Origin of the sequence: Streptomyces sp. NBC_01224, assembly GCF_036002945.1 — a bacterium.
In the GTDB taxonomy this organism is placed as follows: Bacteria; Actinomycetota; Actinomycetes; order Streptomycetales; family Streptomycetaceae; genus Streptomyces.
The window spans coordinates 1,362,777-1,377,135 of sequence record NZ_CP108529.1 but is presented as its reverse complement, the minus strand read 5'-3'; the positions used below and the strand labels follow the sequence as shown (position 1 = coordinate 1,377,135).

The 14,359-nt window shown below is 69.5% G+C and carries 2 protein-coding genes; both read left to right on the top strand.

Going from position 1 to position 14,359, the window contains the following annotated elements; translation table 11 throughout:
• Window positions 1–4 precede the first annotated feature (4 nt).
• Window positions 5–820 (top strand): phosphopantetheine-binding protein, encoded by an 816-nt coding sequence (locus tag OG609_RS46040; RefSeq protein WP_442818060.1) that lies wholly within the window; start codon window positions 5–7, stop codon window positions 818–820.
• Between the two features lie 7 nt (window positions 821–827).
• Window positions 828–14,354 (top strand): type I polyketide synthase, encoded by a 13,527-nt coding sequence (locus OG609_RS05505; protein WP_327271749.1) that lies wholly within the window; start codon window positions 828–830, stop codon window positions 14,352–14,354.
• Window positions 14,355–14,359 lie beyond the last annotated feature (5 nt).

Sequence of the window (14,359 nt, the reverse complement as noted above, 5' to 3'; positions counted from 1 at the left end):
TGAGATGACCGGGCAGCTGGGTGCGGATGATCTGCGGCGGATGGCCAGGGGCGGTCTGCTGCCGTTGTCGTCGGAGCAGGGACTCGAACTGTTCGACGCGGCCGCGGCATTGACCGACGAGCCGGTACTCGTCCCCGTCCCCCTCGACTTCGCCGTACTGCGCAGGAACGCCCTCACGAACGATGTGCCCACGGTGCTGCGGTCTCTCGTACGAAAGCCGATCAGGCGCCTTGGCGAGGACGGTCGCACCGCCGCGTCCGGCGGTGCCGAACCCTTTGCCGACCGGATGCGTGCGGTACCCGTCCCGGAGCGCGAGCGGCTGGCACTCCAGCTGGTGTGCGATCACGTGGCCGAAGTCCTCGGCCATGCCTCGGGGGCGTCCATCAAGCCGCACGACGCCTTTACCGAGCTGGGATTCGACTCGCTGACCGCCGTGGACCTCCGGAACCGGCTGAACACGGCGACGGGGCTGCGACTGCCCGCGACTCTGGTCTTTGACCACCCCACCCCCGGTGCGCTGTCCGAGCACATCCTGACCGAGATCGCCCCCGGCAAGGCGGCGCTGGTCTCGGCGCTCGAGGCACTCGACCGGCTGGAGACGGTGTTCGACGCGCTCACGCCGGACGGCGAAGGCCCCGTCGCCACGGTCACCGCCCGGCTGAACGCACTCATGGCCAGGTGGAACGAGGAGTGCGGGCCGGCACGTGCCCGGGACGACGTGAGCAACGACGCCGGTAACGACTTCAACCTCAGCCAGACACTCGGTACAGCCTCAGACGACGAGCTGTTCGAATTTATCGACAACAAGTTCGGCAGGTGACTCGCTGATGGCGAACGAAGACAAGCTCCGCGAATATCTCCGGCGGGTCACCGCTGATCTGCACGAGACCAGCGAGCGGCTGCGGTCCGTGGAGGAGAAGGACGGCGAGCCGATCGCCATTGTGGCGATGAGCTGCCGGTACCCCGGTGACGTACGGTCCCCCGACGAGCTGTGGGAACTGGCGGTGTCGGGCAGGGACGGGATCACCGGCTTTCCCACCGACCGCGGCTGGGACGTCGAGGCGCTCTACGACCCCGAGATGCAGCGGCCCAACACCAGCTACACCCGTGAGGGCGGTTTCCTGCACGACGCGGGCGACTTCGACCCCGAACCGTTCAGGATCTCGCCGCGTGAGGCGCTGGCGATGGACCCGCAGCAGCGCCTGCTGCTGGAGGCGTCCTGGGAGGCGTTCGAGAGGGCCGGAATCGATCCGCTGTCGCTGCGGGGCAGCCGTACAGGCGTGTTCGCCGGGGTGATGTACCACAATCACGCGGCGAGCGTGGGTGCCGTGCCCGAAGGGGTCGACGGCTACCTCGGTACGGGCACCTCGAGCAGTGTCGTCACCGGCAGGGTCTCGTACGCCTTGGGTCTCGAAGGGCCCGCCGTCACCGTTGACACGGCGTGCTCGTCGTCGCTGGTGGCATTGCACCTGGCGGTGCAGTCGCTGCGGTCGGGTGAGTGCACGATGGCGATCGCCGGCGGGGTCACGGTGATGACCACCCCGGCCACGTTCATCGACTTCAGCAGGCAGCGCGGCCTCGCCGTGGACGGCCGGTGCAAGGCGTTCGCCGCCGCCGCCGACGGCACGGGCTGGGGCGAAGGCGTAGGCGTACTCCTGGTGGAACGGCTGTCGGACGCGCGGCGGAACGGGCACAAGGTGCTCGCCCTGGTGCGCGGTTCGGCTGTCAACCAGGACGGTGCGTCCAATGGTCTGACTGCGCCCAACGGCCCGTCGCAGCAGCGCGTCATCAGGCAGGCCCTGGCCGGCGCGAGACTGACGGCCGCGCAGGTGGACGCCGTGGAGGCGCACGGCACCGGCACCACACTCGGCGACCCGATCGAGGCGCAGGCGCTCATCGCCACGTACGGACAGGAGAGGACTCAGGACCGGCCGCTGTGGCTGGGTTCGCTGAAGTCGAACATCGGCCATACCCAGGCCGCCGCCGGTGTGGCCGGTGTGATCAAGATGGTGATGGCGATGCGGCACGGTGTGCTGCCGCGGACGCTGCATGTCGACGAGCCGTCACCGCACGTCGACTGGTCGGCCGGGCGCGTCGAGCTGCTGACCGAGCAGGTGGCCTGGCCCGAGACGGGCGAGCCGCGCCGGGCGGGCGTGTCGTCGTTCGGAATCAGCGGCACCAACGCGCATGTGATCCTCGAACAGGCAGCGCACGAAAGCCGGTTGGATCCCGGACCGACGGACGCCCCCGAAGCTGACGCACGGACTCTGCTGACCACCGGTACCGCTCCATGGGTGCTGTCCGGGAAGTCGCCGGAGGCGGTCGCCGCCCAGGCCGCGCGACTGCTGGCACACCTGGAGGCACGCGACGGCGGCCCGGCCCCGGTGGATGTCGCGTGGTCGCTCGCGACCACCAGGGCCTCGCTCGAACACCGAGTGGCCCTGGTGGTGGAGGACCACGACGCGTTCCTGGCCGCGCTCCGGTCCGTCGCCGACGTCGGCTCGGCCCCCGGTGCCGTACAGGGGACCGCGTCCCGCCGGGTCAAGCCTGTCTTCGTGTTCCCGGGGCAGGGGGCGCAGTGGACCGGCATGGCCGCCGGCCTGGTGGAGTCGTCCCCCGTCTTCGCGGCGCGGCTCGCCGAATGCGGTGAGGCGCTGGCGCCCTACACGGACTGGTCGCTCCTGGATGTGGTGCGACGTGTGGAGGGCGCACCCTCGTCGGACCGGGCGGACGTCATGCAGCTCGTGCTGTGGGCGGTCATGGTCTCTCTCGCCGAGCTGTGGCGTTCGTGCGGAGTCGAGCCGGCCGCCGTGATCGGACACTCCCAGGGCGAGATCACCGCAGCGACCGTTGCCGGAGCCCTTTCGCTTCCGGACGCGGCACGCCTGGTGGCACGACGGCGAGAAGTCACGATGCCCCTTTCCGGCAAGGGCGGGATGGTGTCGGTGCCGCGCCCCGTGGAATGGGTGCGCGAGAAGGTGCGGCCGTACGGCCTCCGGCTGTCGGTGGCCGCGGTGAACGGGCCCGCGTCCGTCGTCGTGTCGGGTGACCTGGACGCGCTGGACGCCTTCGTGTCCGCGTGCGCGGCAGAGGATGTACGGACCCGGCGCATCGCGATGGACTACGCGTCCCACTCGGCGCAGATCGAGAGCATCCAAGACGAGCTCGCGGAGGCGCTGCGAGGGCTCGCACCACGCTCGGCGGCGGTTCCGTTCTACTCCACGCTGACGGGCGGGCTCGTCGACACCGCCGGTCTGGACGCCGACTACTGGTACCGCAACCTGCGGTCCATGGTCGAGTTCGAGGCGGCGACCGCAGCCGCGCTCGCCGACGGCCACACGGTGTTCATCGAGGTCAGCCCGCACTCGGTGCTCACGGCGGGGCTCCAGGAGACCTTCCATGCGGCGGGCATCGACGCGGTGGCGCTCGGCACTCTGCGGCGAGGCGAGGACGAGCCCCGACGCTTCATGACCTCGCTCGCCGCCGCTTACACGAACGGTGTGGAACCGGACTGGCGTGCCGTGTACGCCGGCACCGGGGCCCGGCGCGTGGACCTGCCCACGTACGCGTTCCAGCACCGGCGCTACTGGCTGGAGCTGGCCGGCACGCCGGAAACCGGCCGTCCTGAAACGGCTCCGGAGGACGATGCCTTCTGGGCCGCCGTCGACGGCGCGGATCTGGCGGCGCTCACGCGGACGCTCGCGGTCGACACGGAACAGTCGTTCGCGGCGGCTCTGCCGGCGTTGTCCGCGTGGCGACGACAGCGCACCGCCCTGTCCACCATCGATTCCTGGCGCTACCGCGTGGTGTGGCGGCGGATCGCCGAAACGACCGCGGCCCATCTGCTGACGGGCGCGTATCTGGTAGCGCTGCCCGCGACGACCGGCGCCGACCCGTATCTCGACGCGTGCCTCGACGCGCTCGCCCCCGCCGAGGCCGTCGTCGTCCGCGTGGCTCCGGGAAGCGACCGCGAGACGCTGGCCGCCCTCATACGCGCCGCGCTGAGCGACGGACCGGACACCGCCGTCGCCGGTGTGCTGTCACTGCTGGCCCTGGACGTACGCACCCACCCACAGGCGGATGCCGTACCGGCCGGGCTCGCACACACGGTGGCCCTCGTCCAGGCCCTCGCGGACACCGGAGTGCAGGCTCCGCTGTGGATCGCGACCCGTGGCGCGGTCTCCGTGGGACGCGCGGACCACGTGACCGCCCCCGCCCAGGCCATGCTCTGGGGACTGGGCGGTGTGATCAGCGCCGAACGCCCGCAGAGCTGGGGTGGTCTGCTCGACCTCCCCGAGGACCTCGACCGGCGTGCGGCCCACCGTCTCCGCATGGTCCTCGCGGCGCGTGACGCCGAGGACGACCAGCTGGCGATCCGTGCCACAGGTGTGCACGGACGCAGGCTTGTCCGCGTCCCTCGTCCGTCGCGTACTCCTGCCTCCCACGACTGGCGCTCGCCCCGAGGCACGGTCCTCATCACGGGCGGGACCGGCGCGCTGGGCGCCCACACCGCGCACTGGTTCGCGGACAAGGGCGCCGAACACCTGCTGCTCGTCGGCCGACGAGGTGCCGAAGCACCCGGTGCCGAGGCTCTGGCAGCGGAACTCACCGCGAAGGGCAGCAAAGTCACCCTCGCCGCCTGTGACGCGGGCGACCGGCCCGCGCTGGCCGCACTGCTCGCCTCGATCCCGGCCGAACTGCCCCTGACGGCGGTCATCCACAGCGCGGCACTGCTGGACGACAGCCTGCTCGACACGCTGAGCGTCGGCCAACTCCAGCGCGCACTGCACGCGAAGTCCCGAGCCGCGGTCAACCTGCACGAACTCACCCGCGATCTAGACCTCTCCGTGTTCGTGCTCTTCTCCTCCGTCGCCGGCCTGCTCGGCGGCGCCGGCCAGGGTAACTACGCCCCCGCCAATGCCTTCCTCGACGCACTCGCCCACCACCGTCGCGCCGAAGGCCTGACAGCTACCGCGATCCAATGGGGCCACTGGCACGGCAGAGGTCTCGGCGCAGCGCAGGAACAGCAATTCGCACGCAGCGGCGTCGGCTCCATGAGCCCCGAACTGGCACTGCTGGCCCTGCAACAGGCTCTCCAGGACGACGAGACATCGCTCGCCGTGGCAGATGTGCAGTGGGACCGGGCCGCCGGGCGGAACGCGACGCGTCGGCCGAATCCTCTGCTCCGCGAACTGGCCGACGTCCATGAGGCGGAGCGGGGTGCCGCCGCCCCGGCCGAGCAGGAGCCCGTGCACGGTTCGGCGCTCGCTTCCCGTCTGCGGACCTTGCCGGAACAGGACGGGCTCCGACTGGTGCTGGACCTGATCCGTGACGAGGCTGCCGCTCTGCTGGGCCACGGGTCCAGGGACGCGGTGCCCGCGGACAGAGCGTTCCTGGACCTCGGATTCAGCTCGATCAGCGCGGTGGAACTGCGCAACCGGCTCGACGCCGCTTCGGGGCTCAGCCTGCCGACGACGCTCGTGTACGACTACCCGTCCCCCACGGCGCTGGCCCGCCACCTGCGTTCCGAACTCGGGCCCGTGGGCGGAAGCGGAAGTTCGACGGCGCCTGGCATCCACCGGGTCGATGTGGACGACCCGATCGCGATCGTCGGCATGAGCTGCCGGTTTCCCGGCGGCGTCACCTCGCCGGAGGAACTGTGGGAGCTGCTGGCGGCCGGCTCGGACGGAATCTCGACCCTGCCGGAGAACCGCGGGTGGGATCTCGAGTCGCTCTACGACCCGGGTGCGGACTCCGCGGGCATCGGCACCTCGTCCACACGCGAGGGTGGCTTCCTGCACGACGCCGCCGACTTCGACGCGGAGTTCTTCGGGATCTCGCCGCGTGAGGCGCTGGCGATGGACCCGCAGCAGCGGTTGCTGCTCGAAGCCTCCTGGGAGGTCCTCGAACGCGCGGGCATCGATCCTTCGTCGCTGTTCGGCAGCTCAACCGGAGTCTTCGCCGGAACGAATGGTCAGGATTATGCCCACCTCATGAGCGGTGCGGGCGAGTCGGTCGCCGGGTACGGCGCCACGGGCAGCTCCGCCAGCGTGCTGTCGGGCCGGGTGTCGTACACGTTGGGCCTCGAGGGTCCGGCGGTGACGGTGGACACGGCCTGTTCGTCGTCCCTGGTCGCGCTGCACTGGGCGATCCAGGCGCTGCGCTCGGGCGAATGCTCACTGGCGCTGGCCGGCGGGGTGACGGTCATGTCGACCCCCGGTGCTTTCGTCGAGTTCTCCCGGCAGGGCGGTCTGGCGGAGGACGGCCGGTGCAAAGCGTTCGCGGAGGCCGCGGACGGTACGGCGTGGGGCGAAGGCGTCGGCGTACTGCTGGTGGAGCGGCTGTCGGATGCGCGGCGGAACGGGCACGAGGTGCTCGCTGTCGTGCGGGGCAGTGCGGTGAATCAGGACGGTGCGTCGAACGGTCTGACGGCCCCGAACGGGCCCTCGCAGCAGCGGGTCATCAACCAGGCGCTGACGAACGCCGGTCTGCACCCGGCCCAGGTGGACATGGTCGAGGCACACGGGACGGGCACGCGGCTGGGTGACCCGATCGAGGCGCAGGCGCTGCTGGCGACGTATGGGCAGGGGCGGGCGGAGGGCCGGCCGCTGCTGCTCGGGTCGATCAAGTCGAACATCGGTCACACGCAGGCCGCGGCGGGTGTGGCCGGGGTCATCAAGGCCGTGCTGGCGATGCGGCACGGTGTGGTGCCGCGGACGCTGCATGTGGACGAGCCGTCGTCGCAGGTGGACTGGTCGGCGGGTGCGGTGGAGCTGCTGACGGAGTCGGTGGCGTGGCCGGAGACGGGTGAGGCGCGGCGTGCCGCGGTGTCGTCGTTCGGGATCAGTGGCACGAACGCGCACGTGGTCCTGGAGCAGGCTCCGGAGACCGAAGCCGTGGTGGACAACGCGGCCGGTGTCGTGTTGCCGGTGGTGCCGTGGGTGGTGTCGGCGAAGTCCGAGGCGGGTCTTTCGGCGCAGGTGGAGCGGTTGTCGGCGTTCGTCGGGGACCGGGATCCGCTGGATGTCGGGTTCTCGCTGGTGACGACGCGTGCGGCACTGGAACACCGTGCCGTGGTGATGGGTGACCGGACGGTCGAGGGGTCGGTGACACCGGGTCGGACCGGTGTGCTGTTCTCGGGTCAGGGTGCGCAGCGGTCCGGTATGGGCCGTGAGCTGTACGAGTCGTATCCGGTGTTCGCGGATGCGTTCGATGCGGTGTGTGCGGAGTTGGACCGGCATCTGGACCGGCCTGTGCGGGATGTGGTGTTCGAGGGTGGTGAGCTGCTGGATCAGACGGAGTTCACGCAGGCGGGGCTGTTTGCGCTTGAGGTGGCGTTGTTCCGGTTGGTGTCGGCGTGGGGTGTGAAGCCGGACTATCTGTTGGGGCATTCGATCGGTGAGTTGTCGGCTGCGCATGTGGCCGGGGTGTTGTCGCTGGAGGACGCGGCGAGGCTGGTGGCGGCCCGGGGCCGGCTGATGCAGGCGTTGCCGGCGGGCGGGGCGATGGTCTCGCTCCAGGCGACGGAGGACGAAGTCCTGCCGCATCTGAGCGATTCGGTCTCGATTGCCGCGCTCAACGGGCCGTCTTCGACGGTGGTGTCGGGTGACGAGGACGCGGTTCTGGCGATCGCCGCGCATTTTGGGGCGGAGGGCCGTAAGACCAAGCGCCTCCGCGTCAGCCATGCGTTCCACTCGCCGCGCATGGACGCGATGCTGGACGAGTTCCGCACGGTCGCCGAAGGCCTCACCTTCCACCGGCCCGAGACCATGGTTGTGTCCAATGTGTCCGGTCGGGTCGTGTCGGACGAGGAGATCTGCTCGGCGGACTACTGGGTGCGGCATGTCCGTGAGGCGGTGCGTTTCCTCGACGGGATGCGTGCGCTCCAGGACCAGGGTGTGGCGACGTTCCTGGAGTTGGGTCCGGACGGTGTGCTGTCCGCGATGGGCCAGGACTGTGTCGAGGACTCGGCGTTCGCACCGGCTCTGCGCAGGGACCGCGACGAGCCGCTGACGCTCGTCACCGCCCTCGCGGAGCTCCACGTGCGCGGTACGTCCGTCGACTGGGCCGCGTACTTCGCCGGCACCGGCGCCCGCCGCATCGACCTGCCCACGTACGCCTTCCAGCACGAGCGCTACTGGCCCGAGAATGCGACGGCGCTTCCTCCCGGGCAGCGCACGCAGCCCGCCCCCGATTCCTGGCGTTATCGGGTGGTGTGGAAGTCGGTTGCTGGTGTGGTGTCGGAGTCGCTTGTGGGTGGTTGGTTGGTGGTGTGTGCTCCGGGTGGGGTGGATGGCCCGGTGGTGTCGGGGTTGGTGGGTCGTGGTGCGGGGTTGTTGGTGGTTGATGGGGTGGTTGATGGTGGGGTGTTGGGGGAGCGTTTGGTTGGGGTTTCGGGTGTGGTGTCGTTGTTGGACGGGTTGGGGACGTTGGGGTTGGTGCAGGCGTTGGCGGGTGTGGATGTGCCGGTGCGGTTGTGGTGTGTGACGAGTGGTGCGGTGTCGGTGGGGCGTGCGGATGGTGTGGTGGATCCGTTGGGTGCTCAGGTGTGGGGTCTGGGGCGGGTGGCTGGGTTGGAGTTGCCTGGGGTGTGGGGTGGGTTGGTTGATGTGCCGGGGGTGGTGGATGAGCGGGTGTTGGGCCGGTTGTGTGGGGTGTTGGCTGGTTCGGGTGGTGAGGATCAGGTTGCGGTGCGGGGTTCGGGTGTGTTCGGGCGGCGTGTGGTCCGTGCTCCGGGTGCGGGTGTGGGTGTGGGTGTGGGTGCGGGTGTGGGTGTGGTGGTTGGTGGGACGGTGTTGGTGACGGGTGGTTCGGGTGCGTTGGGTGGGCATGTGGCTCGGTGGGTGGTGGGTGAGGGTGCCGGTCGTGTGGTGCTGGTGAGTCGTGGTGGTTCGGCTCCGGCGGGGTTGGTCTCGGAGTTGGAGGGGCTGGGCGCCGAGGTTGTGGTGGTGGCGTGTGATGTGAGTGACCGGGATGCTGTGGGGGCGCTTGTGGAGGAGGTCGAAGCGGCCGGGGACCCGGTGCGCGCCGTGTTCCACGCGGCAGGTATCAACCGCCTTGCGCCACTCGTCGACACGGGGCGGGACGACTTCGACGAGGTGCTGCGTGCGAAGGTGACGGGTGCGGAGAACCTCGACGCGGTCTTCGGTGACCGGCCGCTCGACGCGTTCGTGCTGTTCTCGTCGATAGCCGGTACCTGGGGCAGCGGCGGCCAAGCCGCGTATGCGGCGGCCAACGCGCACCTCGACGCGCTGGCCGAGCGACGACGGGCCTGCGGCCTGACCGCCACCTCCATCGCCTGGGGCCCCTGGGCCGAGGGCGGAATGGCCGAGGGAGAAGCCGCGGAGCACCTTCGTCGACGTGGCCTGACCGCGATGGCGCCGACCATGGCGATCACCGGACTGGGGCAGGCGCTCGACGAGAGCGACACCGTGATCACGGTCGCCGATGTGGACTGGCAGCTCTTCACTCCGACGTTCACTGCTGCGCGCATGAGCCCCTTGCTGAGCGAACTCACCGAGCTCGACAGGTCCGTCGCTGCCGGTACACCGCACTCCTCGCTTCCGGCCGGGTTCGGCGCGCTTTCGGACGCGGAGCGGGATGCTGCACTGCTCGACCTCGTACGGCAACAGGTCGCATTCGTTCTGGGACACCGGAACACGGCCAGGATTCCGGCGGACCGGGCGTTTCAACAACTGGGGTTCGATTCCCTGACCGCTGTCGAACTGCGGAACCGTCTGCAGAAGGAAACCGGACTCGGTCTGCCCACCACTCTTGTCTTCGACTGCCCGAACCCCGCCGCCCTGGTGGACTACCTCCGTGTGCGGCTCTTCGGCGATGGAGGGACCTCGGCAAAGGCCGAGACAGCCACGTCCGTCACGAGCGAGGACCCGATCGTCATCGTGGGCATGAGCTGCCGGCTCCCCGGGGACGTCCGTTCTCCGGAGGACCTGTGGTCGTTGCTCGTCGCGGAGGCTGACGGAATCACCGGCTTCCCGATCGACCGGGGCTGGGCCGTGGACCCGAATGCCTCGTTCGCACGCGCGGGCGGCTTCCTGCACGACGCGGCCTCGTTCGATGCCGAGTTCTTCGGGATCTCGCCGCGTGAGGCGTTGGCGATGGACCCGCAGCAGCGGTTGCTGCTGGAGACGTCGTGGGAGGCGTTCGAGCGTGCGGGAATCGACCCGCTCTCCGTACGCGGCAGCCGTACCGCCGTCTTCGCCGGAGCCGCGAGCCAGGGCTACGCGTCGGGAGCGAATGCCGGCGAGGTGGAGGGCGTCGGGGGGCATCTGCTCACAGGAAACGCGACGAGTGTCCTGTCCGGTCGTATCTCGTACGCCTTCGGGCTCGAAGGTCCGGCAGTGACTCTGGATACGGCGTGCTCGTCGTCGCTGGTGGCCTTGCACCTTGCCTCTCAGGCCCTCCGGTCGGGTGAATGCTCGCTGGCGTTGGTCGGTGGCGTGACGGTGATGGGCACTTCGGTGACGTTCTCGGAATTCTCCCGGCAGGGCGGCCTGGCGGCCGATGGCCGGTGCAAGTCTTTCGCCGATGCGGCGGACGGTACGGGCTGGTCCGAGGGCGTGGGCGTGCTGTTGGTGGAGCGGCTGTCGGATGCGCGGCGGAACGGGCACGAGGTGCTCGCTGTCGTGCGGGGCAGTGCGGTGAATCAGGACGGTGCGTCGAATGGTCTGACGGCGCCGAACGGGCCCTCGCAGCAGCGGGTGATCCGCCAGGCACTGGCGAATGCCGGTCTGTCGGCTTCTCAGGTGGACGCCGTGGAAGCACACGGAACCGGTACCGCCCTGGGTGACCCGATCGAGGCGCAGGCGCTGCTGGCGACGTACGGGCAGGAGCGTGTGGAAGCGCATCCGCTCCACCTGGGGTCACTGAAGTCCAACATCGGTCACACGCAGGCCGCGGCGGGTGTGGCCGGGGTCATCAAGATGGTGCTGGCGATGCGGCACGGTGTGGTGCCGCGGACGCTGCATGTGGACGAGCCGTCGTCGCAGGTGGACTGGTCGGCGGGTGCGGTGGAGCTGCTGACGGAGTCGGTGGCGTGGCCGGAGACGGGTGAGGCGCGGCGTGCCGCGGTGTCGTCGTTCGGGATCAGTGGTACGAACGCGCACGTGATCCTGGAGCAGGCTCCGGAGATCGAGGCGGCGGCAGAGGTCGTGGGTGTCCCGGTGCCGGTGGTGCCGTGGGTGGTGTCGGCGAAGTCCGAGGCGGGTCTTTCGGCGCAGGTGGAGCGGTTGTCGGCGTTCGCCGAGGACCGGGATCCGCTGGATGTCGGGTTCTCGCTGGTGACGACGCGTGCGGTACTTGAGCACCGTGCCGTGGTGATGGGTGACCGGACGGTCGAGGGGTCGGTGACACCGGGTCGGACCGGTGTGTTGTTCTCGGGTCAGGGTGCGCAGCGGTCGGGTATGGGCCGTGAGCTGTACGAGTCGTATCCGGTGTTTGCGGATGCGTTTGATGCTGTGTGTGCGGAGTTGGACCGGCATCTGGACCGGCCGGTCCGTGAGGTGGTCTTCGGCGGTGGTGAGCTGCTGGATCAGACGGAGTTCACGCAGGCGGGGCTGTTTGCGCTTGAGGTGGCGTTGTTCCGGTTGGTGTCGGCGTGGGGTGTGAAGCCGGACTATCTGTTGGGGCATTCGATTGGTGAGTTGTCGGCTGCGCATGTGGCCGGGGTGTTGTCGCTGGGGGACGCGGCGAGGCTGGTGGCGGCCCGGGGCCGTCTGATGCAGGCGTTGCCGGCGGGTGGGGCGATGGTCTCGCTCCAGGCGACGGAGGACGAAGTCCTGCCGCTCCTGAGCGATTCGGTCTCGATTGCCGCGCTCAACGGGCCGTCTTCGACGGTGGTTTCGGGTGATGAGGACGCGGTCCTGGCGATCGCCGCGCATTTTGGGGCGGAGGGTCGTAAGACCAAGCGCCTCCGCGTCAGCCACGCGTTCCACTCGCCGCGCATGGACGCGATGCTGGACGAGTTCCGTGCGGTCGCCGAGGGCCTCACCTTCAACGCTCCGCAGATCGCCATCGTCTCGAACGTGTCCGGTCGGGTCGTGTCGGTCGAGGAGATCTGCTCGGCGGATTACTGGGTGCGGCATGTCCGTGAGGCGGTCCGCTTCGTCGACGGGATGCGTGCGCTCCAGGACCAGGGTGTGACGATGTTCCTGGAGTTGGGTCCGGACGGTGTGCTGTCCGCGATGGGGCAGGACTGTGTCGAGGACTCGGCGTTCGTACCGGTCCTGCGCAAGGAGCGTGACGAGCCGCTGACGCTCGTCACCGCCCTCGCGGAGCTCCACGTACGCGGTGCGTCCGTCGACTGGGCCGCGTACTTCGCCGGCACCGGTGCCCGCCGCGTCGGCCTGCCCACGTACGCCTTCCAGCACGAGCGCTACTGGTTCGAGGAGCCGACTGCCGTGCGGGCCGACCACACCGATTCCTGGCGTTATCGGGTGGTGTGGAAGTCGGTTGCTGGTGTGGTGTCGGAGTCGCTTGTGGGTGGTTGGTTGGTGGTGTGTGCTCCGGGTGGGGTGGATGGCCCGGTGGTGTCGGGGTTGGTGGGTCGTGGTGCGGGGTTGTTGGTGGTTGATGGGGTGGTTGATGGTGGGGTGTTGGGGGAGCGTTTGGTTGGGGTTTCGGGTGTGGTGTCGTTGTTGGACGGGTTGGGGACGTTGGGGTTGGTGCAGGCGTTGGCGGGTGTGGATGTGCCGGTGAGGTTGTGGTGTGTGACGAGTGGTGCGGTGTCGGTGGGGCGTGCGGATGGTGTGGTGGATCCGTTGGGTGCTCAGGTGTGGGGTCTGGGGCGGGTGGCTGGGTTGGAGTTGCCTGGGGTGTGGGGTGGGTTGGTTGATGTGCCGGGGGTGGTGGATGAGCGGGTGTTGGGCCGGTTGTGTGGGGTGTTGGCTGGTTCGGGTGGTGAGGATCAGGTTGCGGTGCGGGGTTCGGGTGTGTTCGGGCGGCGTGTGGTCCGTGCTCCGGGTGCGGGTGCGGGTGCGGGTGCGGGTGTGGTGGTTGGTGGGACGGTGTTGGTGACGGGTGGTTCGGGTGCGTTGGGTGGGCATGTGGCTCGGTGGGTGGTGGGTGAGGGTGCCGGTCGTGTGGTGCTGGTGAGTCGTGGTGGTTCGGCTCCGGCGGGGTTGGTCTCGGAGTTGGAGGGGCTGGGCGCCGAGGTTGTGGTGGTGGCGTGTGATGTGAGTGACCGGGATGCTGTGGCGGCGCTTGTGGAGGAGGTCGAAGCGGCCGGCGATCCGGTGCGCGCGGTGTTCCATGCGGCGGGTGTCGGTCAGATGACCGGGCTGGTCGGTATGACCGCGGAGGAGTTCACGGGTGTGCTGCGTGCGAAGGTGGTGGGTGCGGAGAACCTTGACGCGGTCTTCGGTGACCGGTCGCTGGACGCGTTCGTGCTGTTCTCGTCGATCAGCGCTGTCTGGGGCAGCGGCGGCCAAGCCGCGTATGCGGCGGCCAACGCGCACCTCGACGCGCTGGCCGAGCGACGACGGGCCCGCGGCCTGACCGCCACCTCCATCAGCTGGGGCCCCTGGGCCGAGGGCGGAATGGCGCAAGGCACGACCGAGGACCTGCACCGGCACGGACTCGTCGCGCTGGCTCCTGTCCAGGCGATCACCACGCTGCACCGGGCGCTCGCCGAAGACGAGACCACCCTCACGGTCGCCGACGTGGACTGGGAACGCTTCGCACCCGCGTTCACCGCTCGACGCCCGAGCCCTCTTCTCGGTGAACTCTCCGACGCACGCAAGGCGCTGACGCAGGACCGTGAGGAGGTGGACACCGGTCCTGGCGACGCGGCGATCCAACTGCGGGAGCGGCTGTCCTCGGCCACCGAGCCGGAACAGAACCGCATCGTGCTCGAACTCGTACGAGGCGAGGCGGCAAAGGTGTTGGGACATGAGTCCTCGGACGCGGTGAAGCCCCGGCGGGGCTTCGTGGAACTGGGCTTCGACTCGCTCATGGCCGTCGAGGTACGCAACCGGCTGGCGTCCCACACCGGGCTCCGCCTGCCGACCACGCTCCTCTTCGACTTCACCTCGTCCGCGGAGCTGGCGCAGCACCTGCGTTCCGAGCTGGCTCAGGAGATGTCGGCGGCGGCCCCGGTCGCCTCGGCGATCACAGAGCTGGAGCGCATGCTCTCCGGCTTGTCCACCACGGACGTCGACCGTGAGGACATCACGGAGAGACTCCAAGGCCTTTTGACGGCGTGGGGCGGCCCACAGGCACGTATCACGTCGTCGGAGACACTCTCGCCGACAACCGTCGAGGTGGACCCCGCGCTCGACGCGGCCACGTCGGACGAGATGTTCGACCTCATCCAACGCGAATTCGGCAAGTCCTGACCAAC